Origin of the sequence: Bradyrhizobium sp. USDA 4538, assembly GCF_024171045.1 — a bacterium.
Lineage (GTDB): Bacteria > Pseudomonadota > Alphaproteobacteria > Rhizobiales > Xanthobacteraceae > Bradyrhizobium > Bradyrhizobium australafricanum.
This window is the reverse complement of sequence record NZ_JALJZE010000001.1, coordinates 354,681-379,488: the sequence shown is the minus strand read 5'-3', so window position 1 is coordinate 379,488 and position 24,808 is coordinate 354,681. Positions and strand designations below refer to the sequence as shown.

The 24,808-nt window shown below is 65.4% G+C and carries 17 protein-coding genes; 10 read left to right on the top strand and 7 right to left on the bottom strand.

Annotation, left to right across the window (positions count from 1 at the left end; all coding sequences use genetic code 11):
• The first annotated feature begins 74 nt into the window (after positions 1-74).
• Genes J2R78_RS01620 through J2R78_RS01610 form a run of 3 tightly spaced genes read left to right on the top strand, consistent with a single transcriptional unit; the run spans position 75 to position 5,147 of the window.
• A complete protein-coding gene (locus J2R78_RS01620; RefSeq protein ID WP_028331552.1) occupies positions 75-755 on the top strand; it encodes a response regulator transcription factor in 681 nt (226 codons plus the stop codon).
• The gene (locus tag J2R78_RS01615) at positions 739-2,193 is read left to right on the top strand and encodes an ATP-binding protein (protein WP_253609477.1); all 1,455 of its coding nucleotides are present in this window, start codon (positions 739-741) and stop codon (positions 2,191-2,193) included. The genes J2R78_RS01620 and J2R78_RS01615 overlap by 17 nt, the downstream gene beginning before the upstream one ends.
• On the top strand, positions 2,190-5,147 hold the full coding sequence (locus tag J2R78_RS01610; protein ID WP_253609476.1) for a bifunctional [glutamine synthetase] adenylyltransferase/[glutamine synthetase]-adenylyl-L-tyrosine phosphorylase: 2,958 nt from the start codon (positions 2,190-2,192) through the stop codon (positions 5,145-5,147). Before J2R78_RS01615 ends, J2R78_RS01610 begins: the two co-directional genes overlap by 4 nt.
• A gap of 143 nt (positions 5,148-5,290) precedes the next feature.
• On the opposite strand, the gene J2R78_RS01605 is transcribed toward J2R78_RS01610, so the two are convergent.
• From J2R78_RS01605 to J2R78_RS01585, 5 genes are read right to left on the bottom strand one after another with little or no spacing between them, the layout of a single operon-like run.
• Positions 5,291-5,512 (bottom strand): formate dehydrogenase subunit delta, encoded by a 222-nt coding sequence (locus J2R78_RS01605; protein WP_076833312.1) that lies wholly within the window; start codon positions 5,510-5,512, stop codon positions 5,291-5,293.
• Entirely contained in the window at positions 5,496-6,332 is an 837-nt protein-coding gene (gene fdhD, locus J2R78_RS01600; RefSeq protein ID WP_253609475.1) for a formate dehydrogenase accessory sulfurtransferase FdhD, read from the bottom strand. The genes J2R78_RS01605 and fdhD overlap by 17 nt, the downstream gene beginning before the upstream one ends.
• Before the next feature lie 2 nt (positions 6,333-6,334).
• Positions 6,335-9,211: a formate dehydrogenase subunit alpha gene (fdhF, locus tag J2R78_RS01595; protein ID WP_253609474.1), complete on the bottom strand. Its 2,877-nt coding sequence runs from the start codon at positions 9,209-9,211 to the stop codon at positions 6,335-6,337.
• 13 nt (positions 9,212-9,224) lie between these two features.
• The gene (locus J2R78_RS01590; protein ID WP_253609473.1) at positions 9,225-10,793 is read right to left on the bottom strand and encodes an NADH-quinone oxidoreductase subunit NuoF; all 1,569 of its coding nucleotides are present in this window, start codon (positions 10,791-10,793) and stop codon (positions 9,225-9,227) included.
• Positions 10,790-11,266, bottom strand: coding sequence for a formate dehydrogenase subunit gamma (locus tag J2R78_RS01585; RefSeq protein WP_253609472.1), 477 nt, complete (start codon positions 11,264-11,266; stop codon positions 10,790-10,792). The genes J2R78_RS01590 and J2R78_RS01585 overlap by 4 nt, the downstream gene beginning before the upstream one ends.
• A gap of 256 nt (positions 11,267-11,522) precedes the next feature.
• Between J2R78_RS01585 and J2R78_RS01580 the strand changes: the two genes are divergently transcribed.
• The 3 genes from J2R78_RS01580 (at position 11,523) to mdoH (ending at position 16,236) form a co-directional block, all read left to right on the top strand.
• Entirely contained in the window at positions 11,523-12,419 is an 897-nt protein-coding gene (locus tag J2R78_RS01580) for a LysR family transcriptional regulator (protein WP_018270739.1), read from the top strand.
• Between the two features lie 242 nt (positions 12,420-12,661).
• On the top strand, positions 12,662-14,128 hold the full coding sequence (locus tag J2R78_RS01575) for a glucan biosynthesis protein G (protein ID WP_253609471.1): 1,467 nt from the start codon (positions 12,662-12,664) through the stop codon (positions 14,126-14,128).
• Positions 14,116-16,236 (top strand): glucans biosynthesis glucosyltransferase MdoH, encoded by a 2,121-nt coding sequence (mdoH, locus tag J2R78_RS01570; protein WP_253609470.1) that lies wholly within the window; start codon positions 14,116-14,118, stop codon positions 16,234-16,236. Before J2R78_RS01575 ends, mdoH begins: the two co-directional genes overlap by 13 nt.
• 9 nt (positions 16,237-16,245) lie before the next feature.
• On the opposite strand, the gene J2R78_RS01565 is transcribed toward mdoH, so the two are convergent.
• Positions 16,246-18,567, bottom strand: a complete 2,322-nt coding sequence (locus J2R78_RS01565; protein ID WP_225161184.1) for a PAS domain-containing sensor histidine kinase — start codon at positions 18,565-18,567, stop codon at positions 16,246-16,248.
• Positions 18,568-18,760: 193 nt separating this feature from the next.
• Positions 18,761-20,149 carry a cation-efflux pump gene (locus J2R78_RS01560; RefSeq protein ID WP_253609469.1) on the bottom strand — a complete coding sequence of 463 codons (1,389 nt, stop codon included), beginning with the start codon at positions 20,147-20,149 and terminating at the stop codon, positions 18,761-18,763.
• 429 nt (positions 20,150-20,578) lie between these two features.
• On the opposite strand from J2R78_RS01560, the gene J2R78_RS01555 reads away from it, so the two are divergent.
• The 4 genes from J2R78_RS01555 to J2R78_RS01540 all read left to right on the top strand — a co-directional run bounded on the left by J2R78_RS01555 (position 20,579) and on the right by J2R78_RS01540 (position 24,800).
• On the top strand, positions 20,579-21,175 hold the full coding sequence (locus tag J2R78_RS01555) for a TetR/AcrR family transcriptional regulator (RefSeq protein ID WP_253610059.1): 597 nt from the start codon (positions 20,579-20,581) through the stop codon (positions 21,173-21,175).
• A 92-nt stretch (positions 21,176-21,267) separates the two neighbouring features.
• Complete coding sequence (locus tag J2R78_RS01550) at positions 21,268-22,119, top strand: DMT family transporter (RefSeq protein ID WP_253609468.1); 852 nt, start codon at positions 21,268-21,270, stop codon at positions 22,117-22,119.
• A 442-nt stretch (positions 22,120-22,561) separates the two neighbouring features.
• Entirely contained in the window at positions 22,562-24,583 is a 2,022-nt protein-coding gene (locus tag J2R78_RS01545) for an alkyl/aryl-sulfatase (RefSeq protein ID WP_253609467.1), read from the top strand.
• Entirely contained in the window at positions 24,567-24,800 is a 234-nt protein-coding gene (locus J2R78_RS01540; protein WP_253609466.1) for a hypothetical protein, read from the top strand. Before J2R78_RS01545 ends, J2R78_RS01540 begins: the two co-directional genes overlap by 17 nt.
• The last annotated feature ends 8 nt before the right edge of the window (positions 24,801-24,808 follow it).

Below are 24,808 nucleotides of genomic sequence, written 5' to 3'. Positions count from 1 at the left end.
GTCGTCTTGCATGTGCAGGCCGGCCGCGTCATGCTGACAGAGGGCCAATTCCCGTGACCGCAATCGCTCCGCAAATGCGCATCCTGATCATCGAAGACGACCGTGAGTCAGCCGACTATCTGGTCAAGGCATTCCGCGAAGTCGGCTATATCGCCGATCTCGCCTCCGATGGCGAGGAAGGGCTGTCGATGGCCGAGTCCGGCGACTACGACGTGCTGGTTGTGGATCGCATGCTGCCGAAGCGTGACGGCCTGTCGCTGATCGGCAGCCTGCGCGACAAGGGCAACCGGACGCCGGTACTCATCCTCTCGGCGCTCGGCCAGGTCGATGACCGCATCAAGGGCCTGCGCGCCGGCGGCGACGACTACCTGCCGAAACCCTATTCCTTCGCCGAGCTGCTCGCGCGCGTCGAGGTGCTGTCGCGGCGCAATGTCGGCCCGGCCGAGGAGACGACCTACCGGGTCGGCGACCTCGAGCTCGATCGGCTGTCCCATCGCGTCGCCCGCGGCAAGGACGAGCTTACCTTGCAGCCGCGCGAGTTCCGCCTGCTCGAATATCTCATGAAGCATGCCGGGCAGGTGGTGACGCGCACCATGCTGCTCGAGAATGTCTGGGATTATCATTTCGATCCGCAGACCAACGTCATCGACGTTCACATCTCGCGGCTGCGCTCCAAGATCGACAAGGGTTTTGAGCGGCCGCTGCTGCATACCATCCGCGGCGCGGGGTATATGATCCGTGACGGCATTCGGTAAACTGATCCGGACCACGGCGTTTCGGCTGACGCTGGTCTACCTGTTCCTGTTCGCGCTGTTCGCCGCCTCGCTGCTGGCTTACTTCGCATGGAACACGCGGCGGCTGATCACCGAGCAGATCACGACGACGGTCAATGTCGAGATCAGCGAGATCACCGATATCTACAACCGCCGCGGCCTGCGCGGCCTGCTGGGCACCATGGGCAATCGTGCGCTGCGGCCTGGCGCCAACCTCTATCTGGTGACGGCGCCGAACGGGCAGATGCTTGCCGGCAATGTCGGCGCGCTGGCGCCGGGCGTGATGAGCACGCAGGGCTGGACCGAGACCGCCTATCGCCGGCTCGACGACCAGGACAAGACCGATCACCGCGCGCTGGTGCGGGTCACCCAGATGGACAACGGCTTCCGCCTGCTGGTCGGGCGCGACCTCGAGGAACGGCGGCGGCTGTTCGGCATCGTCGCCAAGGCCGCGCAATGGTCGATCCTCGTCGTCGTCGTGCTCGGCATCGGCGGCGGTATCTTCGTCGCCCGCCGCGTGCTGCACCGGATCGACGCCATGACCGGAACCACCAAGCGCATCATGGCGGGCGATCTGTCCGGCCGGCTCCCGGTCGGCCGCAGCGGCGACGAGCTCGATCGCCTGGCGGAAAATCTCAATGCCATGCTCGAGCGCATCGAGGCGCTGATGACGGGGCTGAAGGAGGTCTCCGACAACATCGCCCATGACCTCAAGACGCCGCTGACACGGCTGCGCAACCGCGCCGAGGAGGCGCTGGCGCGGTCGGGCTGCGAGGCCGACTATCGCGCGGCGCTGGAGCGGACCATCGAGGAATCCGACGGGCTGATCCGCACCTTCAACGCCCTGTTGATGATTGCGCGTGCCGAGTCCGGCCAGGCGCGCGGCAACATGGACGATTTCGACGGTGCCGATGTCGCCAACGGCATCCACGAACTGTACGAGCCGCTGGCCGAGGACGACGGCATGACGCTGCAGGTGAAGACCGTGCCGGCGCCGATTCACGGCAACCGCGAATTGATCAGCCAGGCCGTCGCCAACCTGGTCGAGAATGCCATCAAATACGGCAAGCCCGACGTCAGCGTGCAGCCGCTCAATGCGGATGCGCGGGAGATCCTGATCGAGGCGCGGCGCGAGGGCGACCAGGTCCTGCTCAGCGTCACCGACCACGGTCCGGGCATTCCCGAGGCCGACCGCAAGCACGCGGTCGAGCGCTTCGTCCGGCTCGAGGCGAGCCGGACCTTACCCGGTTCCGGTCTCGGCCTCAGCTTGGCCTCGGCGGTCGCCACGCTTCATGGCGGCGAGCTCAGGCTCGGCGATGCCCATCCGGGGCTGGTCGCCACCCTGGTGCTGCCCGCGCGGGCGGGCGGCAGTGACAGGCTTGCGGCTCAAACGCAGGATGTGCCACAGAAGGCGGCATGAATGCCGCCGCGCCGGGAAACGCGGATCGACATGGTCTGGCCGCGCGGTTCGCGGACGGACCGCGTGTCGCCGCGCCCACATCCGCCGATCAGCGCCTGACCGACTGGTTCGCCGAGCTCGAGCCGGCGCAATTGGCCGCGCTCAATGCGCTGCTTGAACATCCGTTCGCACGCGACATCCTGCGCGGCATCGCCGAGTTCTCGCCCTACCTGTTCGAGCTCGCGCGTGCCGACGCCGCGCGGCTGATCCGGATCCTGTCATGCGACCCGGAGTCGCATCTGGCCAACCTGATCGAGACGACGTCGCGCGAGGTGCTCGCCGCCGGCAGCGAGGCCGACGTGATGGTTCTGCTTCGCCGCATGAAGGCGGAGGCCGCGCTGATGATCGCGCTGTGCGACATCGGCGGCGTCTGGCCGGTGATGCGGGTGACGGCGGCGCTGACCGACATCGCGGTGAATTCGGTGCAATCGGCGCTGCGATATCTGTTCCGGCAGGAAGTGGCCCGCGGCCGGATGACCGCGGCCGATCCCGATCACCCCGAAGCAGGTTCGGGCCTGATCGTGCTCGCGATGGGCAAGATGGGGGCCGGCGAGCTGAACTATTCCAGCGACATCGACCTGATCGTGTTCTTCGATCGCGCGGCCACCTCGCTCGCCGAGGACATTGAGCCGCAGCCGTTCTTCGTGCGCGTCACCCAGGCGATGGCGCGGATGCTGCAGCAGCGCTCGGGCGACGGCTATGTGTTCCGGGTCGATCTCAGGCTGCGTCCGGACCCGGCCTCGACCCAGGTCGCGATCTCGACCGACGCGGCGTTGCATTATTACGAACGCGAGGGACGCACCTGGGAGCGTGCTGCGATGATCAAGGCGCGGCCCTGCGCCGGCGATCCCAAGGCCGGCGAGGCGCTGATCGCCGAGCTCGCGCCCTTTGTCTGGCGCAAGCATCTGGATTTTGCCGCGCTTGCCGATGTCCACGACATGAAGCGGCAGATGCAGACCTATCGCGGCCAGAGCGAGATCTCGGTCGAGGGCCATAACGTCAAGGTCGGCCGCGGCGGCATCCGCGAGATCGAGTTCTTCGCCCAGACCCAGCAGCTGATCGCTGGCGGCCGCCATCCGGAGTTGCGGGTGCGGCCGACGCTGGAGGCGCTCAACGTGCTCGCCAACAGCAACTGGATCACCTTTGAAGCGCGCGACGAATTGACGACGGCCTATGAATTCCTGCGCCGGGTCGAGCACCGGCTGCAGATGATCGCCGACGAGCAGACCCATTCGCTGCCCGAAGCGCCTGAGGATGTCGAGCGCTTTGCGCATTTCTTCGGCTACGAAAATCGCGAGGCCTTCGCCAGAGACCTGCTCGGCCAGCTCAAGATCGTGCAGAACCACTATGGCAAGCTGTTCGAGGGCGACGATCCGACCGGCACCGCAAAGCTGCCGGATATCGACTACGGCGCCGGACCTGAGGACGCCCGCCTCATCGAACATCTCGCCAATCTCGGCTTCAAGAAGCCCATTGCGGTTGCCGGCACCGTGCAGCAATGGATCGAGGGCGACTATCGCGCGCTGCGCGTCGAGGCGACGCGCGCCGCGTTCCTGGAATTCATTCCCGGCCTGATCGACGGCCTCGCGCATGCCGAGGAGCCTGACGATGCGGTGGCGGCGTTTGACCGTTTCCTCGGCGCGCTGCAGCGGGGCGGGCGGCTGATCTCGCTGCTCAGCCAGAACCGCGATTTCGTCGCGCTGGTGGCGCTGATCCTCGGCGCGGCACCGCGGCTCGGCGACATGCTGGCGCGGCAGCCGCAGATCATGGACGGCCTGGTTGATCCGCGCTTCTTCGGCGCGATGCCGGACAAGAAGGAACTGTCGGAGCGGCTCGCCGCCACGCTGCAGGATGCCTCGTCCTACGAGGATTTTCTCGATCGTCTGAGATTGTTCGGCCAGGAGAGCCTGTTCCTGATCGGCACGCGGATCCTGTCCGGCACGGTATCGGCGCAGCACGCCAGCACCGCCTTTGCCGATGTGGCCGAGGGGATCGTCCACACCGTGCACGGCCTCGTCACCGACCAGTTCGCCGCGCAATATGGCCGGATCAAGGGGCAGGAGACCGCGATCATCGCGATGGGCCGGCTCGGCAGCCGCGAGATGACGGCGTCCTCCGACCTCGATTTGATCCTGCTGTACGATTTCGATAGCGAGGCGCCGGACTCCGACGGCGAGCGCTCGCTGCATGGCGCGCAGTATTTTGCCCGCTTCACCCAGCGCCTGATCAGCGCCTTCACGACCCGGACCAATTACGGCGTGCTCTATGAGGTCGACATGCGGCTGCGCCCGTCGGGGCGCGCCGGCCCGGTCGCCTCGCGGATCGATTCATTCTCCGACTACCAGGAGCGCGAGGCCTGGACCTGGGAGCACATGGCGCTGACGCGCGCCCGCGTGATCTCGTCGTCGCCGGAATTCCGCGAGAAGATCGAGACGATCATCCGCAGCGTGCTGACCCGGCCGCGCGATGCGGCGTCGACCGCGGCCGACGTCGCCGACATGCGGCGCGCGATCGCGCTGGAGAAGGGCGAGGACGACGTCTGGGATCTCAAGCTCGCCGCCGGCGGGCTCGTCGACATCGATTTCATCGCGCAATATCTCCAGCTCGCGCATGCCGCGGCGAAGCCGGAAATCCTCAGTGTCTCGACGCTGCAGGTGCTCGACAATGCCGCCAAGCTCGGCCTGCTCGGCCAGTCCGAGGCCGAGATCCTGCGCTCCGCGGCGCGGCTCTATCATGACCTGACGCAGATCCTGCGGCTCTGCGTCACCGGCAAGTTCAATCCGGAGAGCGCGGGCGAAGACCTACTGCGCGTGATGGCGCGGGCCGGGGACACGCCGGATTTCTCCGCACTGGAGGCCCGCCTGCGCGAGACCCAGAGCGAGGTGCGCCGCGTCTTCAACGCGATCGTGGGGTAGGGGAAGCTACGATCTCAATCCCGTCATCCTGAGGAGCGCGTAGCGCGTCTCGAAGGATGCACGGCCACAGTCGGGCCGTCGACCCTTCGAGACGCCGCTATGCGGCTCCTCAGGGTGACGGTGATAGAGCAGGGCGCGGCTGCCTACGCCTGCTGCTTCAGCTTCTGCAAGGCATCGCGGACGTCGGGATCGAGGCCGGTGCCGCCGGCGTCGAGATGGGCGAAGATCTGCTTGCGCATCCGCGGATCCCAGAACTTCCAGATGTGCTCGGAAATGCCCTGCACGGCACGCTCGCGCCCCTGGCTCTGGAAGAATTTTCCGATCTGGTTCGCCATATAGACCAGTTTGTCAGGCGACGACGACATAAGCGGGCTCCTTGCCGGCCATCGCGCCTGTGACGCGTTCCGGATGCGTAAAGATTTCAAATCCATCGGCGCGAGCGATCGCGGCGAGCGTGATGCCGGCGGCATCCGCCATCCGCACCGCAAGCGCGGTCGGCGCCGACACCGCAGCGATCAGCGGCGCGCCGATCGCGGCGGTCTTCTGCACCATTTCGACCGAAACGCGGCTGGTGAGCAGCACCATGCCTTCGCCGGCCATGACCTTGTCGCGGGCCAGCGCGCCGGCGAGCTTGTCGAGCGCATTGTGGCGGCCGACATCCTCGCGCAGCGCCACGACGCCGCGCGCGCCCGTCCAGAACGCCGCGGCGTGCACGGCGCGGGTCTGGTGGTTGATCTCCTGCAGCGGCGCCACCGCCGCCATCGCCGCCATGATCTCGCGCGGCGAGAAGGCGCGGCCCGCGCGTACCACCGCGGCCGGCCGGACCGCCTCGCTGATGGAATCGAGCCCGCACAGGCCGCAGCCGGTCGGTCCGGCGATGTTGCGCCGTCGCTCGGCGATCCGCTCGGCCCTGTCGGGCCTGAGCCACATCCGAAGCTCGATGCCGTCATCGAGCTCGACGATGTCGAGGGTCTCGATCTCGTCGGCCGCTTGCACGATGCCTTCGCTCAGGCTGAAGCCCACGGCGAAGTCGCCGAGGTCCTCGGGCGAGCCCATCATCACGGCGTAGGTGCCGCCATTATAGGTCAGCGCGAGCGGCGTCTCCTCCGGGATCAGGCGCGCGCCGTCGCTGAAGACGCCGTCACGCCAGACTTTCCGCCTTGATTGGTGGACGGGCTCGCGCATCGTTACTCCGCGGCTTCCACCACCGGCGCAATGCGGCGGGAGTGCCGTGCCTGCTCGTCATAGGCCTTCTGCCAGTCGGACGGACCGTTCGACGGCGAGATCTGCACGGCGGTGACCTTGTACTCGGGACAGTTGGTGGCCCAGTCGGAGAAGTCGGTCGTGATGACGTTGGCCTGGGTGTCAGGGTGGTGGAACGTGGTGTAGACAACGCCCGGCGCCACGCGGTCGGTGATCTCGGCGCGCAGCGTGGTCTCGCCGGCGCGGCTCGCCAGCCGCACCCAGTCGCCGTCGCGCACGCCGCGCTGCTCGGCGTCGTGCGGATGGATCTCCAGCCGGTCCTCGGCGTGCCACACCACGTTCTCGGTGCGGCGGGTCTGTGCGCCGACATTGTACTGGCTGAGGATGCGGCCGGTGGTGAGCAGCAGCGGGTAGCGCGGGCCGGTGCGTTCGTCGGTCGCGATGTATTCGGTGAGGATGAACTTGCCCTTGCCGCGCACGAAGCCGCCGATATGCATCACCGGGGTGCCTTCCGGCGCCTTTTCGTTGCAGGGCCACTGCACCGAGCCGAGCTCGTCGAGCCTGGCATAGGAGACGCCCGCGAAGGTCGGCGTCAGCGCGGCGATCTCGTCCATGATCTCGGATGGATGGGTGTAGTTCATCTCGAAGCCCATCGCCTTGCCGAGCATGATCGTCACTTCCCAGTCGGCGTAGCCGTTGAGCGGCGTCATCACCTTGCGGACGCGCTGGATGCGGCGTTCGGCATTGGTGAAGGTGCCGTCCTTCTCGAGGAAGGTCGAGCCGGGCAGGAAGACATGGGCGTAGTTCGCGGTCTCGTTCAGGAAGAGATCGTGGACGATGACGCATTCCATCGCCGACAGCGCCGCCACCACATGCTTGGTGTTGGGGTCGGACTGCAGGATGTCCTCGCCCTGCACGTAGAGGCCCATGAAGCTGCCTTCGATGGCGGCGTCGAACATGTTCGGGATGCGCAGGCCCGGCTCGTTGTTGAGCTTGACGTTCCACATCGCCTCGAACTGCTCGCGCACCGCATCGCCGGCGATGTGGCGGTAGCCCGGCAGCTCGTGCGGGAACGAGCCCATGTCGCAGGAGCCCTGCACGTTGTTCTGGCCGCGCAGCGGATTCACGCCGACGCCGGGCCGGCCGATGTTGCCGGTCGCCATCGCGAGGTTGGCGATCGCGATCACCGTGGTCGAGCCCTGGCTGTGCTCGGTGACGCCGAGCCCGTAATAGATGGCGCCGTTGCCGCCGGTGGCATAGATTCGGGCCGCCTCGCGCAGCACCTTCGGATCGACGCCGGTCATGATCGCGGTGGCTTCCGGGCTGTGCTTGGAATCGGCGACGAAAGCCGCCCAGTCCTGGAACTCGCTCCAGTCGCAGCGCTCGCGCACGAAGGCCTCATCGACGAGCCCTTCGGTGACGATGACATGGGCGAGCGCGGTGAGCACGGCGACGTTGGTGCCGGGCATCAGCGGCAGATGCAGCGCCTTCACGTGCGGCGATTCCACCATCTCGGTGCGGCGCGGATCGATCACGATCAGCCTGGCGCCCTGGCGCAGCCGCTTCTTCAGCCGCGAGGCGAACACCGGATGGGCGGAAGCCGGATTGGCGCCGATGATCAGCACGACGTCGGTGTCCTCCACCGAGTCGAAATCCTGCGTGCCGGCCGAAGTCCCGAAGGTTTGCGACAGGCCGTAGCCGGTCGGCGAATGGCAGACGCGGGCGCAGGTGTCGACATTGTTGTTGCCGAAGCCAGCGCGGATCAGCTTCTGCACCAGATAGGTTTCTTCATTGGTGCAGCGTGACGAGGTGATGCCGCCGACCGCGTCGCGGCCGTATTTCTGCTGGATGCCCTTGAACTTCGCGGCGGCGAAATTCAGCGCATCGTCCCACGACACTTCCTGCCAGGGATCCTCGATCCGCTCGCGGATCATCGGCTTCAGGATGCGCTCCTTGTGGGTGGTGTAACCCCAGGCGAAGCGGCCCTTGACGCAGGAATGGCCGCGATTGGCCTTGCCGTCCTTCCACGGCACCATGCGTACCACTTCCTCGCCGCGCATCTCGGCCTTGAAGGCGCAGCCGACGCCGCAATAGGCACAGGTGGTGATGACCGAGTGTTCGGGCTGGCCGATCTCGATCACGGATTTCTCGGTCAGCGTCGCGGTCGGGCAGGCCTGCACGCAGGCGCCGCAGGACACGCATTCGGAGCCGAGGAAGCTCTCGTTCATGCCGGGCGAGACGCGGCTGTCGAAGCCGCGGCCGGAGATCGTCAGCGCGAAGGTGCCTTGCACTTCCTCGCAGGCGCGGACGCAGCGCGAGCAGACGATGCACTTCGAGGGATCGTAGGTGAAGTACGGATTGGACTCGTCCTTCGGCATCCAGTTGTCGTTTTCGCAGCCGTGCGATTTGGCGAAGACGTGGTTCTCACCTTCATAGCCGTAGCGCACGTCGCGCAGGCCGACCGCGCCCGCCATGTCCTGCAATTCGCAGTCGCCGTTCGCGGCGCAGGTCAGGCAGTCCAGCGGGTGGTCGGAGATGTAGAGCTCCATCACGCCCTTGCGCAGCTTCTTCAGCCGCTCGCTCTGGGTGTGCACGACGAGGCCGGGCATGACCGGCGTCGTGCAGGAGGCCGGCGTGCCGGCGCGGCCCTCGATCTCGACGAGGCAGAGCCGGCAGGAGCCGAAGGCGTCGACCATGTCGGTCGCGCAGAGCTTTGGAATCTGGGTGCCGGCTTCCATCGCCGCGCGCATGATCGAGGTGCCCTCGGGCACCGTGATCTGATTGCCGTCGATGGTCAGCGTGACCATCGTCTCGGATTTGGATTTGGGCGTGCCGAAATCGGTTTCCTGGATCAGCGACATCGTGATTTCCTTGCTATTCCGCGGCCTGCAACCGGGCCGGTGCGGGACCTAGATCTCCGCCGAAATCTTCCCGGAAGTGTTTCAGTGCGCTCATCACGGGGTAGGGCGTGAAGCCGCCGAGTGCGCACAGCGAGCCGAATTTCATGGTGTTGCAGAGGTCTTCGACAACAGCGAGGTTTTCCGCGACGCGCTCGCCATTGATGATCTTGTTGATGGTCTCGACGCCGCGGGTCGAGCCGATACGGCACGGCGTGCACTTGCCGCAGGATTCGACGGCGCAGAATTCCATCGCAAAGCGGGCCTGCTTCGCCATGTCGACGCTGTCGTCGAACACCACGATCCCGCCATGGCCGATCAGGCCGTCGCGCGCAGCGAACGCTTCATAGTCGAACGGCGTGTCGAACAGCGCGCGCGGGAAGTAGGCCCCGAGCGGGCCGCCGACTTGAACCGCGCGCACCTCGCGCCCGGTGAAGGTGCCGCCGCCGATCTCGTCGACGAGTTCGCCGAGCGTGACGCCGAAGGCGGTCTCGAACAGCCCGCCATATTTGATGTTGCCGGCGAGCTGGATCGGCATCGTTCCGCGCGAGCGGCCCATGCCGAAATCGGCGTAGGCCTTGGCGCCGTTGTCGAGGATGAAGGGAATCGCCGCGAACGACAGCACGTTGTTGATCACACTCGGGCGGCCGAACAGGCCCTTATGCGCCGGCAGCGGCGGCTTGGCCCGCACGATGCCGCGGCGGCCCTCGAGGCTTTCCAGCAACGAGGTCTCTTCGCCGCAGACATAGGCGCCGGCGCCGACGCGCACCTCGAGATCGAACTCATGGGCGGAGCCGCCGATGCGCTTGCCGAGCAAGCCGGCGCGGCGGGCGGCCACGATCGCCGCATTCATCGCTTCGACCGCGTGCGGATATTCCGAGCGGATGTAGATGTAGCCCTTGGTGGCGCCTACCGTGATACCTGCGATCGTCATGCCTTCGATCACGACGAAGGGGTCGCCTTCCATGATCATGCGGTCGGCGAAGGTGCCGCTGTCGCCTTCGTCGGCGTTGCAGACGATGTATTTGCGGTCGGCGCTGGCCTGCGCCACGGTCTTCCACTTGATGCCGGTGGGGAAGCCGGCGCCGCCGCGGCCGCGCAGACCGGACGTGGTGACGTCGGCGAGGATCTGGTCGGAGGTCAGCGTCAGCGCCCGCTCCAGGCCCTTGTAGCCGCCATGGGCGCGGTAGTCGTCGACCGAGCGCGGATCGATCACGCCGCAGCGGGCGAAGGTCAGCCGGGTCTGGCGCTTCAGCCAGGGAATCTCATCCGTGACACCAAGCCGCAGCGCATGCTGACCGTTGCCGGCCATCGCGTCGAGCAAGGATGGAACGTCCGCCGGCGTCGTCGGGCCGAACGCGACGCGGCCCTGGGCGGTCGCCAGTTCGACCAGCGGCTCCAGCCAGTACAGCCCGCGCGAACCGGTCCTGACGATCTCGATCGGCATGCCGCGCGCTGCTGCGGCCTGCTCGAACGCGAGGGCGACGTCGTCGGCGCCGACGGCAACCGCGCCGGCATCGCGAGGAATGAAGATCCGCATTGTCATCGCTGTGCCTCCGCGACCAGCGCGTCGATCCGCGCTTCATCGAGCCGGCCGACCACGCGGCCATCCAGCATCGCCGAGGGCGCGGTGGCGCACAGCCCGAGGCAGTAGATCGGCTCCAGCGTCACGCGGTCATCCGCCGTGGCATTGCCGAGGGCAACGCCGAGCTTGGCTTCCGCGCGCGCCGCCAGCGCATCGCCGCCGGCGGCCTGGCAGGCCTCGGCGCGGCACAGCTTGAGGACGTGGCGGCCCGCAGGTTGCTTCCGGAAATCATGGTAGAAGGTGAAGACGCCGTGCACCTCGGCGCGCGACAGGTTGAGCGCCTCCGCGACCATCGGGATCGCCGGCTCGGGCACGTAGCCGAAGGCTTCCTGCAGCGCGTGCAGGATCACCAGCGTGGCGCCTTCGAGCCCGGCGTGCTCGGCGATGATTTCAGCGCCGCGCGCCTTGTCCCAAGGTTCGTATCTCACCGTCATCAGCGCTTCTCACGATCAGTTTTTTGCTTCGCACATGAGAGTTGGAATCCTTCGAAACATCAATAAAGCTGTCTCATGCGGCGATTGCGAAACGCGATTAATAGCGTCGCCGAATGGATCGATGCGGGATCGTAATAATGTTCTGGAATCACGCACTTCCGGGGCGCTTTGGATTTCGGGATCGCACCCCGATCGTGCTACCTATGGACGTGTTGGGCTGCCGCTTGGGGCGCCGTTTTCCGAAGGGATTTGAACCTTGATCGACAAGCTGGAACTTCTGCTGGCGCTGGCCAAGGAACGGCACTTTGGCCGGGCTGCGGAGGCGTGCGGCGTCACCCAGCCGACGATGTCGACCAGTCTCAAGCAGCTCGAGGAAATCCTCGGCGTCATGCTGGTGCAGCGCGGATCCCGCTTCCAGGGCTTCACGCCCGAAGGGGAGCGCACGCTGGACTGGGCGCGGCGCATCGTCGGCGATGCGCGCGCGATGAAGCAGGAGATCAACAGCCTCAAGGACAAGCTGTCGGGCGAGATCCGGATCGCGGCGATCCCGACCGCGCTCGGCATGGTGGCCTCGCTGACCACGCCGTTCCGGGCGCGCCATCCCGACGTGCGGTTCCGCATCCAGTCGTGCACGTCGGCCGATGTGCTCGGTCTGCTCGAGAATCTCGAGGTCGATGCCGGGCTGACCTATATCGAGAACGAGCCGATCGGCAAGGTCCGCACCATCCCGCTCTATAACGAGAGCTATCGCTTGCTGACGGCGCCGGATGCGATGTTCGGCGACCGCAAGCAGGTGACGTGGAAGGAAGTCGGCACCGTGCCGCTCTGTCTGCTCACGCCCGACATGCAGAACCGCCGCATCATCGATCGCGCGCTGACCTCGGTCGGCGCGGAGGCGACGCCGACGCTGACGTCGAACTCACTGCTCGTGCTCTACACCCACGTGAAGACCGGCCGCTGGGCCAGCGTGATGCCGGCCAAGCTCGCCGAGACGCTCGGCCTTGCGGATGCCGTGCGCAGCATTCCGATCGTCGATCCGGTCGTGGACTACAGCATTGGCCTCGTGATCCCGCAGCGCGATCCGATGACGCCGTTGATCGCAGCCCTAGTGCAGGTCGCACGCGAGGTCGCGCCGACGCTCGAGAGCGCGTAGCTCCCGGCATTCTCTCGCAGCCTTTTCGCCACGGTTCCGGCACGGCAGCAACCGACCACGCGTTGTGTGGTTGTGTTGAAGCAAGTCCTGGTGTTCAGCCGGCGGACAATCTTCGCTTGCTCGCAGCAAAGATGGAACTCAGCGCCGGTTCGGCGGTTGCATTGCGGCGTCCCGGTCAGCGAGCAGGAGCTGCTTTGAATCGTCGCCAGTTACTCCACGGATCGGCCGTATTGCCGACACTCATGTTCTTGCCACAGCGCCAGGCCGCCGCCGCAGGGAGCGCGACGGACGCACCCTTCAACCCAGGCATGGTCAGGGAGCTTGCGCGCAATCTCGCCGGCAAGTCGTTCGAGGCGCCGGACGAGAAGTTGCCGAACGGTCTGACGGACCTGAACTACGACCAGTACCGCTCGATCCGCTTCACGCCCGAGCGCGCGCTGTGGCGCGGCGCGAAGCTGCCGTTCGAAGCGCAGTTCTTCCACCGCGGCTTCTTCTACAAGAACAAGGTCAAGATCTTCGAGGTCGCTGACGGCAAGGTCAGCGAAGTCAAGTACAGCAAGGACATGTTCTCGTTCGGCGAGACCGTGCCTGACTTCACCGAGACCGACCTCGGCTTTGCCGGATTTCGCATCCACGCGCCGATCAACAAGCCGAACTACTATGACGAGGTCTGCGTCTTCCTCGGCGCGAGCTATTTCCGCGCGGTCGCCAAGGACGAGACCTACGGCCTGTCGGCGCGCGGCCTGTCGATCGATACCGGCGAAGCCAAGGGCGAGGAGTTTCCGTTCTTCAAGGCGTTCTGGCTCGAGCGTCCCGTGCCCAACGCGACCTCGCTGGTCATTCACGCCTTGCTCGACAGCAAGAGCTGCGCGGCAAGCTACCGCTTCACGATCAGGCCTGGAGCGACCACGGTGTTCGATGTCGAGGCATCGCTCTATCCGCGTGCCGATCTCGAGCACGTGGGCCTTGCGCCGATGACGAGCATGTTCTTCTTCGGGCCCAACGATCGCAACGAGGTCGACGACTTTAGGCCGTCGGTGCACGATTCGGACGGGCTTGCGATCTACAACGGCAAGGGCGAGAGCCTGTGGCGCCCGCTGAGCAATCCGCGCGACCTCCAGATCAGCACGTTCCAGGACGTCAATCCGCATGGCTTCGGCCTGATGCAGCGCGAGAAGAATTTCTTCGCCTATCAGGACATCGAATCGCGCTTCGAGAAGCGTCCGAGCTTGTGGGTCGAGCCGATCGGCGACTGGGGCGAGGGCGCGGTCATCCTGTTCGAGATCCCGACCAAGGAAGAGATCCACGACAACATCGCCGCGTTCTGGCGGCCGAAGGCGCCGCTCAAGGCCAAGAGCGAGACCAATTTCACCTATCGCCTGCATTGGGGGCCGGATGCGCCGAAGCCGCATTCGCTCGCGCGCTTCACGCGCAGCGGCATCGGCGCCCATGGCGAGAACAGCAAGCTGTTCGTGCTCGACCTGTTCGGGGACAATCTGAAGGGGATCGATCCCAATAGCGTCAAGGGCGTCGTGACGGCCGAGAAGTCCGAGATCACGAATGTCGTCACGCAGCCAAATCCGAATACCGGCGGATGGCGGCTCAGCTTCCAATGCGCCGTCAAGAAGGACCCGATCGAGCTGCGTGCGCATCTGGCGCAGGATGACAAGCCGCTCTCCGAGATCTGGGTCTATCGATGGGCGCCATAGTCACGTCGCCTTATCCTGACGTCGCTGCGGCGGCCGACGGCTTCCTGCCACAAGAGAGCCCGCTTGCGATGTCGGCGGCCGATCTTGGCCGGCCGCCGCTTGCGGTGAGCAAGCCGGTGTCGGTCGGTGCGGGCATGTTGATGCGCCGCGCGTTCGTCCTGATGCTGACGGCGGCGCTGACCGGTGCCGGCGCCTACGAGATGTACATGGTGGTCCAGGTCGGCGGCGTGACGATCATGGAAGGCATGGTGCTGGTGCTGTTCGTCGCGCTGCTCGCCTGGATCGCGTTTTCGTTCGCTTCGGCGCTCGCCGGCTTCTTCGCCCTGCTTCGGCGCAACGGCAACGCCTTGCCGATCCGCGACGACGGTCCGTTGCCGCAGCTCGCGAGCCGGACCGCGGTCCTGCTCCCGACCTACAACGAGAATCCGCATCAATTGATGGCGCGCCTGCGCGCCATCAACGAGTCCGTCGAGGCAACCGGGCAGGGCGACAGCTTCGACTGGTTCGTGCTCAGCGACACCCGCGATCCCGATATCTGGATCGCCGAGGAGAGGGCGTTCCTCGAACTCTGCGAGGCCTGCGGCGCGCAACGGCTGTTCTACCGGCATCGCGCCGACAACACGGCGCGGAAGTCCGGCAATGTCGGCGAGTGGATCACGCGGTTCGGCGGCGCCTACCGGTTCATGATCGTGCTCGACGCCGACAGCCTGATGTCGGGCGACACCATGGTGCGGATGGCGCACGCGATGGAGACCAACCCGCAGGCGGCGCTGCTGCAGACGCTGCCGGTCATCGTCAATGCGCGCAGCCTGTTCAGCCGCCTGCAACAGTTCGCCGGCCGGCTCTACGGACCGATGGTCGCCGCCGGTGTCGCGTGGTGGCACGGCTCCGAGGGCAATTACTGGGGGCACAATGCCATCATCAGGATCGAGGCATTTGCGGAGCAGGCGGGGCTGCCCGAGCTCTCCGGACGCAAGCCGTTCGGCGGACATATCCTGAGCCACGACTTTGTCGAGGCGGCGCTGATGCGGCGCGCCGGCTGGGGCATCTACATGGCCCCGATGCTCGGCGGCAGTTTTGAGGAGGTGCCGCCGTCGCTATTGGATTTTGCCGCGCGCGACCGCCGCTGGTGCCAGGGCAATCTGCAGCATCTCGCCGTGCTGAGGACGCGCCGGTTGCATTGGATCTCGCGGCTGCATTTCATGACCGGGATCGGCTCCTACATCACCGCGCCACTCTGGCTGTCGTTCCTGCTGCTCGGAATCCTGATCTCGTTGCAGGCGCGCTTCATTCGGCCCGAATATTTTCCGAAGGGTTTTTCGCTGTTCCCGAACTGGCCGGCGCAGGACCCGGTGCTCGCCGCCTGGGTATTTGGCCTCACCATGGCGCTGCTGATCGTGCCGAAGCTGCTCGGCTTCATCCTGTTGCTGACGCGGTCGGACGTGCGCCGGCAATTCGGCGGCGGGTTCCGGGCGCTGACGGGCGTGCTCGCCGAGGTGCTGATCTCGGCGATGATCGCGCCGGTCATGATGGTGTTCCAGTCGATCGCCGTCGTCGAGATCCTGCTCGGCCGGGATGCCGGCTGGCAGACGCAGCGGCGCGATGACGGCGCGGTCGAGCGGCGGGAGCTCTATCGCAAGTACGGCGTTCCCACCGCCTGCGGTGTCGCGATGGCGATAAGCGCCTGGGCGGTGTCGTTGCCGCTGCTGCTGTGGATGTCGCCGGTGATCGTCGGCCTGCTGTTTGCGATCCCGATCGGCGCCTGGACCGCAAGGCCCGCGATGCGCGCGCTGTTCGTAACACCGGAGGAAGCTAAGCCGCCGCGCGTGCTGGTCCGCGCCAATGAGCTCGCATCGTCGCCGGCACACGCATCGGCCCCCGCGCTCGCGACGTTGCGGCAGGATTCCGGGCTGCTGCATCGTCATCTCTCGTCGCTGCCGCCGGCGCGGCGCGGCGGTCCGGGCGAGATCGATCTTCACCTCGCGGTGGCGCGTGCGCGGATCGAGGCAAGCGACAGCTTCGACCAGGCGGTCCGCCATCTCACGCCTCGCGAGACGCTGGCCGTGCTCGGCGATTCCGCTCTGCTGGAAGGGGTGCTTGCGAAGTAGTGTGGGGGCTCAGGCCGCTTCCGGCAGCTTCGTCTGCAGGGACCGCGGATCGCGCGGCAGCGTGACGCGGACGACGGTGCCGACGCCGAGCTTGGAGCGCAGCCGCATCGAGCCGCCGTGCAGGTTGGTGAGCGAGCGCGCGATCGCAAGTCCGAGGCCTGAGCCCTGGTAGCTCTTGGTGAGCTGGCTCTCGACCTGCTCGAACGGCTTGCCGAGCCGGCGCAGCGATTCCGGCGCGATGCCGATGCCGCTGTCGGCGATCAGGAGCACGATCGAGTCATCCAGCATCTGGCCGCGCACCAGCACGCGGCCGTGGTCGGGCGTGAATTTCACTGCATTGGAGAGCAGGTTGACGATGATCTGCTTGACCGCGCGGCGGTCGGCGACGACCGAGATCGTGCTTTCGATATCCGACTCCAGCGACAATCCCTTGTGCTCGGCGCGGCCGGAGACCACGCGCAGCGACTCCGCGAGGATGCCGGAGAGATCGAGCGGCTCCATGTCGAACTTCATGCGGCCGGCCTCGATCTTCGACATATCGAGGATGTCGTTGATGACCTCGAGCAGGTATTTCCCCGACGTCAGGATGTCGTGGCAGTACTCTGCGTATTTGTCCGAGCCGAGCGTGCCGAACAGGCCGCTGCCCATGATCTCGGAGAAGCCGATGATGGCGTTGAGCGGGGTGCGCAGCTCATGGCTCATATTGGCGAGGAATTTCGACTTCGCCGCGTTGGCGTCCTCGGCGCGGGTTTTTTCCTGCGAGTATTTTTCGGCGAGGTCGGCGAGCTCGACGGCCTGCCGCTCCAGCTCGGATTGCGAGCGCTGCAGGTCGATCACGGTGGCGCGCAGGCGCAGGTCGTTGTCGACCAGCTTCTGCTCGTGGGCCTTGATGCGGGTGATGTCGGTGCCGACGGAGACGTAGCCGCCGTCCTTGGTGCGGCGCTCGCTGATGTGCAGCCAGCTGCCGTCGTCGAGCTGGGCCTCGAAGGTGCGGGCGCCGGGCGCCGGCACGCCGCTCTCGTGCAGGCGGGTGCGCACTTCCGGCATGCTGCCGACCTCGATCACGGTCTCGTAGGAGGTACCGGGGCTGACGGCGGAATCGGGCAGCTTGTGCAGCCGTTGGAAGTGCGAGTTGCAGAGCACGAGGCGATCGTCCGCATCCCAGAGCACGAAGGCCTCCGGAATGGTCTCGATCGCGTCGCGCAGCCTGAGGTCGGCTTCCACCGACTTCTCGGCGAGGCTCTTCTGCTCGGTGATGTCGACCGCGATGCCGATCAGATGCAAGCCGCCGTCGGCGGCGGCGTGGCTGAGCTCGCAGCGCACCCGCAGCCAGATCCAGTGGCCGCCGACATGGCGCATGCGGAAGCTCTGGTCGATGTGATCGATCTTACCCGAGATCAGCTGGTCGGCGATGTCGAACAGGTTGATGTCGTCCGAATTCACCAGCGCGTTGACCTCGCCGAAGGTGAGGAGGTCGTTGCGGGTGTCGAGGCCGAGCAGGGTGAACATCGACTGCGACCAGAAGATCCGGCCGCGCGACAGGTCCCAGTCCCACAATCCGCAGCGGCCGCGGTTGAGCGCGGTGTCGATCCGGCCGCGCACGGCGTCGTTGATCAGGTCGCCCTCGCGGGCGCGGGTCGATTGCCAGTGGAACGCGAAGCCGAGGATCAGCACCACGAAGCTCGTGGTCGCCGACAGCGTCACCGAGAGCGCCGCATCCGATCCCCAGATCGGCTCGTTCATCTCCTGGATGACGACGACCTGGCCGGGCAGCGACTTGACGAGCTGCGAGATCGCCAGCGCGCCGGTGCCGCCGGGCAGCGTCATGTCGCTGACCGTGCCCTGCTGGCCGGGCGCGACGAGCAGCTGCGCGGTGGAGACGATGTCGAGGATGCGGTCGTTCTCGCCGGCGCCGTCGACCGGCACGCGCGCCAGCACGCGGTGATCGGCGCTGGTGATGATGACGTGGCGGCCATAGGCGATGCCCCAGGACGGGATCAGGTCCGGCAGCAGTTCCTGCATCCGCTCGATGTTGGCGAGCCGGTCGCGCCGCACCGAGGTCAGGCGATCGAGACGTTCGGCGAGGATGTCGGAGAGCGCGGCGAGGTCGCGCTTCATCGCGCCGCGCTTCTGCCGGTTCTGGTCGATCACCTGGACGAAGGCGCCGAGGCAGATCGTGATGAGGAAGGCGATGATGAGGGTAGGGACAGCGCGGCGCAGTGCAGGCTCGGCCGTCAGGAGCCTGTGATAGGCCGGTTTCGCGATCGACTGCGCCAATCCCTTGATCGAATCGGATTGGACGCACGCGTTCGCTGCATGCGCGCGCGCCATGCCTGAGACCCCCGCTCTAAGCTGATTTTTTACCCGGTTCGGATGCTCCCCACGATGCATCCGAATCATGATCATTTGAATCCAGATTTCCGGGACTGTCGAGAGTCAACGATTCGTTAATGCGAAAAAATTCTTGTCCCGGGAAGAATCATGCGGCGCAAAGCGAGTCCGAAACGGGAACGGCTCCGTAGAATTACGCGCGCGTCGGCTCTGCGTGACTGATCACACGCTTCACGGTGGGGAACGCACGACGCAGTTTGCGTTCGATCTCGTCGACGCTTTCGTGCACCTTGATCACACTCATCGAAGGCTGCGCGCGGCAATGGAAGTTGACGACCTCGCCGGCGTCGGTGTTGCGGACCCGCACATTGTGGATGTCATGGATCGCGCCGCCATCGGCAAAACCGGTCAGCGCCGCCTTGATGGCTTCGACGCGGTCCGGCGCGGCGTCGGTTCCCCACGGCAGTTCCGGCTCGAGCGGCTCGATATGGGTGTCGACCTCGACGTCCTCGCCGAAATCCTCGCGGATCGCGCGCTCGAGCCCGTGGGCGATGTCGTGCGCTGCGTCCAGCGCCATGTCGCTGTCGACCTCGAGGTCGATGCCGACGATCAGCTTGCCGCCGATGTCGTGCACCGTGACGTGGTGGATGGCGAGGCCGGAATTGCGCGCGATCACCATGATGCGCTCGCGCACGCTCTCATTGTCGCGCGCCACCGGCACCGCGGTGAAGGTAAGGTCGGCGTCGCCGAACGTCTTGGTCACCGCCGCCTGCGCCCGGCGCTTGATGTCCTCGACGCGGTCGATCGGGTAGGTGCGCGGCACCTTGGCGATGGCATCGATGAAATGCGTCGCGCCGACCATGCGGACGCGCAACCGGTCGACATCGACCACCCCCGGCACGGCCTTGATGGCGGCGGTGGCCTTCTCCAGCGCGCCTTCGGGCGCGCGGTCGAGCAGGGTCTCGACCGTCTCCCGCGCCATGCGCAGGCCAAGCAGGGCGATCATCACCGCGACCGCGATCGCCGCCGCGGCGTCGCCCCACCAGAAGCCGAGGCCGGCCAGCACCAGGCCGACGATGACGGCGGTCGAGCCCATCACGTCGGAGGCGAAATGCAGCGCATCGGCGGCCAGCGCCTGGCTCTTGGTGTCGCGCGCGGCGCGGTGCAGCGCACGGGCCCGCCACAGATTGACGCCGATATCGATGACCAGAACGACAAAGGGAATGGCCGAGATCGACGGCGGCGGCGCGCCCTCGCGCAGATGACTGTAGGCCTGCACCAGGATGCCGCCGGCCAGCACATAGAGCAGCGCGATGATGCCGAGCGCCGAGACGCTCTCGAATTTGCCGTGGCCGTAATGATGCTCGGCGTCGGCCGGCTGGTCCGATACCCGCACCACCGCCCAGGTGATGATGGTGGCGACCAGGTCGATCGACGAGTGCAGCGCCTCGGAGATAAGCGCCAGCGATCCGATCGCGATGCCGACCACGAACTTCGCCACCGCCATGCTGCCGCTGGCGAGGATCGAGATCGCGGCGACCGATGTCTTGGTGGAGGGTGCGCTGGTGCTGGAAGAGCTCATGGGCGGCGGTTTAGCAGGGAGTTGGTGAACATCAAGTGTCGTTGATGAAACGCAATCGCCACTCAGTTGCAATTGCAGGGTTTTGCCAAAATCACGCGGTCGTCCTGGCGAAGGCCAGGACCCATGACCAAAGGGTTGTGTTGTTGAAGTGAGCTGTAGCGACTGAATCGCGTCATGACTCGCATTCGGGGTAATGGGTCCTGGCTTTCGCCAGGACGACGCTGGACGTGTTGCGCGACGTGTCAACTAAACATCCGCGTTCTCGCGGCGCGTTTCGCTAGAGCGCAGCGAAACCCATCATCTCGGCGTGCGGATGCAATCGATGGGTTTCGCTGCGCTCTACCCATCCTACGAGCTAATGATCCAAAGCTGCTCTTGCCATTTAAGGACCGATTGGTCTATATATCGGCAATGAGCCGCCAAACCACCATGCAGGCGCCCCGTGGCCGCCCGCGAAGTTTCGACGTGGACGCCGCCATCGAACGCGCGATGAATGTGTTCTGGTCGCGCGGCTATCACGCCACGGCACTCCCGGACCTGCTGCGTGCGACAAAACTCTCGCGCGGCAGCCTTTATGCCGCTTTCGGCGACAAGCACTCGCTGTTCCTGCGCGCACTCGATCGCTACATTGCCGATGCCCTGACCCGGATGGATGACGAACTCGATCCCCGCAGAGATCCGGTCGATGGCCTGCGGGCCTACCTTGCCGGTTACGTTGAACGCGCGTGCGGTGCCAATGGCCGGCGCGGCTGCCTGTTGGTGGCGACGGCGATGGAGCTGGCTGGCCAGGATGCCGAGGTTGGCCGCCGCTTCGCGAGCTTCTTCAAAACCATGGAGACCAGGGTGGCGGACGCATTTTCCCGTGCGGAGACCGCGGGCAGATTGGCCGATGGCGTCGAGCCTTCGAGTGCCGCCCGAATTCTGATCTGTTTCCTTTGGGGGCTGCGCGTGGTCGCCAAGACGGCTCCGGCACGTACCACGTCGCAGGCCACCGCTGACGCGCTCCTCGCTCGCTTCATCAAATAAGCAACTGTTGGAATGACCTTTGATGTCCACTGTACGTCCGCGGGATCTGCGTGCCGATATATGGACCGATCGGTCTTGAAAGGAAAGATGCCATGTCTGCCATCCAGATCATCTGCGCGGTGGCCGTTCCCTTGCTCTGGGGTTATCAGTTCGTGGTCATCAAGGTCGGCGTCACCGAGTTTCCGCCGCTGTTCTTCCTCGGACTGCGCTTCCTGGCCATCGCGCTGCTGCTTGTTCCGTTCGTCAGAAGGCCGACACGCCAACAGCTCGGCCCTGTCGCAGCTATTTCGGTTTTCCTCGGCGGACTGAACTTCGGGCTGTTCTATGTCGGCCTTGGGCTCGGCTCGGGGAGCATGTCGGCCGTCGCCTATCAACTCGCCCCGCCCTTCACCGTGCTGCTCGCCTGGCCGCTGCTCGCGGAGCGGCCGTCGCTCATCACATCCGCCGGCGTGGTGCTGGCGTTCGTCGGCGTGGTGGTGCTGGCGGCGGGGCCGGGGCTGTCGGCAAACGCGCTGCCGCTGCTGCTCGTGGTTGCCGCGGCGTTCGCATTCGCGGCGTCCACCGTCCTGACGAAACGCTACGGCCCTTTCGATCCCCTGATGCTGATGGGGTGGTCGTCGCTGCTCACCGTGCCGCAGGTGATGTTGATGTCGTTGCTGCTCGAATATGGACAGCTGGCGAGCCTTGGCACGGCGGATCAACGTGGCTGGCTGGCGCTCGCCTACACCGTCTTCATCGGCGGCATTGTCGGGTTCGGCCTGTGGTTCTGGCTGATCGCCCGCTGCTCCATGGCCCGCGTCGCGCCGTTCGGACTGCTACTTCCGGTGTTCGCGCTGATCTCGAGCGTGCTGTTCCTTGGCGACAGCGTGACGCCGAAGCTGATTGTCGGCGGACTGCTTGCAATCTCCGGCGTCGCCATCACACAAGTCAGGCCGGGTGCGTAGGCGAGCCAGACGTAGCGCTCGCAGGGACGGAATTCGGCCGTGGCCGATGGCTCCCGCTTCCACAACAGGGAACCGCCTTCGGGCGGCCTTCCGCTTGCGTAAAATGCGAACTGTTCGCCATCGCCAGGACGCGAGCGTGTGCGGCAAAACAGCGCTCTCTCAGCGTGGCCGGTGCGCCGCGCCTCGCCTCAGAGCCGGCCATCGCGGCATGCAGGGCTACTCGGAGCGTGATTTCGCGCGCCAGACATCTTTTTTTTGACCGCTCAGCCCGCAGCGTTGGTGTGCAGCTTGTGCCAGAGCGCGCAGCCATGCGGACGGATGCTGCCGGACATGTTTCGACGTCGCAACTTCGGGTGGAACGATTGCTCTCTGGACGTGTTTGGCGGCGATGCTCTCGGTGCTCAGGGAGTGGACCAATATCCAATGTAAAGGGAGAGGCCACATGAGGAGCGTTTTCGCGAAGGCGTCAATCCTCGGGGTTGTCAGCGCGGGGCTGATCGGTACGGCCGCGGCACAGACTCAAGATTTGCGCAAGGGCGCGGCCGATGCGACCAAGCAGACGAATTCGGTCTTGCTGAAACAGCTGCCGTTTAACGACACCTCCGATTTCGACGCCGCGAACAAAGGCTTCATGGCCGCGCTGCCTTCCGAGGCAATCAAGGGAAGCACGGGCAACGCGATCTGGAACCCGCAGCAGTATGGCTTCATCAGCGACGCGACAGCCCCCGATACGGTCAACCCAAGCCTGTGGCGACAATCCCGGCTGATCAACATCTCCGGCTTGTTCGAGGTGACCGACGGCATCTATCAGGTCCGCAATCAGGACCTGTCGAACATGACGATCATCGAGGGCAGCGAGGGCATTACAATCGTCGATCCGCTCGTGTCGGCAGAGACGGCAAAGGTGGCGCTCGACCTGTACCGCTCGAAGCGCGGAAACAAACCCGTCAAGGCCGTGATCTACACCCACAGCCACGTCGATCACTATGGTGGTGTGCGGGGCGTCACCAGCGAGGACGACGTCCAATCCGGCAAGGTCAAGATCTACGCGCCGGATGGATTCCTAGAGGCTGCGGTCGCCGAGAACGTCATGGCCGGCACCGCGATGAGCCGGCGCGCCAGCTACATGTACGGCAACCTGCTCAAGGCGGATCCGAAAGGTCAGGTCGGTGCGGGTCTCGGCACCACGACCTCGGCAGGCACGGTGACGCTCATCGCGCCGACCAACATCATCAAGGAAACCGGACAGAAAGAGAAGATCGACGGCTTGACCTACGAGTTTCTGATGGCGCCCGGTTCGGAAGCGCCTTCGGAGATGATGTGGTTCATCGAGGAAAAGAAGGCGATGGAATCCGCCGAGGACGCGACCCACACGCTGCACAATACATATTCGCTTCGCGGTGCCAAGATTCGCGAGCCGCTCCCCTGGTCGAAGTACCTCAACCAGGCGCTGGTGATGTGGGGCGACAAGGTCGATGTGGTGTTTGCGCAGCATCACTGGCCGACATGGGGCAATGACAAGGTGGTTTCACTTCTGGAGAGCCAGCGCGACCTTTACCGCTTCATCAACGACCAGACCTTGCGCATGGTCAACCACGGCATGACGATGCGCGAGATCGCCGACGGATTCAAAATGCCTGACAGCCTCGCCAATGTCTGGGCAAACCGCGGTTACTACGGCTCGATCTATCATGACGTGGCCGCCACCTATGTTCTTTATCTCGGCTGGTTCGACGGCAACCCGGCCACCCTGCACGAACTGCCGCCGGTCGAGGCGAGCAAGAAGTACGTCGAATTCATGGGCGGCAGCGACGAGGTTCTGAAGAAGGCCAAGGCTTCCTACGACAAGGGCGAATATCGCTGGGTGGCTCAAGCCGTCCACCACGTCGTGTTCGCCGATCCCGACAATCAGGCCGCCAAGAATCTCGAAGCCGACGCGCTCGAGCAGCTCGGCTATCAGGCCGAGTCCGGACCGTGGCGCAACTTCTACCTGACCGGCGCCCAGGAGCTGCGCAACGGTGTCGCCAAGCTGCCGACGCCGAACACCGCGAGCCCCGATACGGTGCGCGCGATGTCCGCGGATTTGTTCTTCGACTATCTCGGAGTTCGCCTCAACGCGGAGAAGGCCGGCAACGCGCATGCGAAGCTCAACTTCGAGTTCGGCAAGGACGGCAACTACTTCGTCGAGCTGAAGAACGGAGTGCTGAACCACACGGCGAACATGAAGTCCAACAATGCCGATGCGACGGTCGCGTTGTCGCGGGATACGCTGAACGGCATCATCCTGCAGCAGACCAGGTTTGATGATGCCATCTCGTCCGGCGCGGTGAAGGTCAGCGGAGACCAGACCAAGCTGCGCGATCTCGTGTCGTATCTCGACACGTTCGACTTCTGGTTCAATATCGTGACGCCGAACCAGACGGCTCAATCCGCCACGACGGGGCGAGGTGGAACGTCGCGATAATCATAACGATAATCACACGGTCAAGCGGCGCGGAGCATTTGCTTCGCGCCGCTTTGCTATGCGCACCTTCGCCGAAGATCGCGCGGATTTCCGCGATCGAGCGGGTGCGGAAGGTGACGCCGACACTCTTCACGCGCTGTCGAAGACAGCTCCATTCAGTCATTTTGCTGACGCAATCTCTGTTTTAGTCGAGCGAGAAACTGAAAACACGGTGTGAGGGCCGCC

Bases quoted from the DNA above. Each gene is read 5' to 3' on its own strand.
- J2R78_RS01555 (WP_253610059.1), top strand. From the start codon at position 20,579: ATGCAGGCGCCCCGTGGCCGCCCGCGAAGTTTCGACGTGGACGCCGCC.
- J2R78_RS01545 (WP_253609467.1), top strand. From the start codon at position 22,562: ATGAGGAGCGTTTTCGCGAAGGCGTCAATCCTCGGGGTTGTCAGCGCG.
- fdhD (WP_253609475.1), bottom strand. From the start codon at position 6,332: ATGCGCGAGCCCGTCCACCAATCAAGGCGGAAAGTCTGGCGTGACGGC.
- J2R78_RS01605 (WP_076833312.1), bottom strand. From the start codon at position 5,512: ATGTCGTCGTCGCCTGACAAACTGGTCTATATGGCGAACCAGATCGGA.
- J2R78_RS01550 (WP_253609468.1), top strand. From the start codon at position 21,268: ATGTCTGCCATCCAGATCATCTGCGCGGTGGCCGTTCCCTTGCTCTGG.
- J2R78_RS01585 (WP_253609472.1), bottom strand. From the start codon at position 11,266: ATGACGGTGAGATACGAACCTTGGGACAAGGCGCGCGGCGCTGAAATC.
- J2R78_RS01610 (WP_253609476.1), top strand. From the start codon at position 2,190: ATGAATGCCGCCGCGCCGGGAAACGCGGATCGACATGGTCTGGCCGCG.
- J2R78_RS01620 (WP_028331552.1), top strand. From the start codon at position 75: ATGCGCATCCTGATCATCGAAGACGACCGTGAGTCAGCCGACTATCTG.
- J2R78_RS01565 (WP_225161184.1), bottom strand. From the start codon at position 18,567: ATGGCGCGCGCGCATGCAGCGAACGCGTGCGTCCAATCCGATTCGATC.
- mdoH (WP_253609470.1), top strand. From the start codon at position 14,116: ATGGGCGCCATAGTCACGTCGCCTTATCCTGACGTCGCTGCGGCGGCC.
- J2R78_RS01560 (WP_253609469.1), bottom strand. From the start codon at position 20,149: ATGAGCTCTTCCAGCACCAGCGCACCCTCCACCAAGACATCGGTCGCC.
- fdhF (WP_253609474.1), bottom strand. From the start codon at position 9,211: ATGTCGCTGATCCAGGAAACCGATTTCGGCACGCCCAAATCCAAATCC.
- J2R78_RS01590 (WP_253609473.1), bottom strand. From the start codon at position 10,793: ATGACAATGCGGATCTTCATTCCTCGCGATGCCGGCGCGGTTGCCGTC.
- J2R78_RS01575 (WP_253609471.1), top strand. From the start codon at position 12,662: ATGTTCTTGCCACAGCGCCAGGCCGCCGCCGCAGGGAGCGCGACGGAC.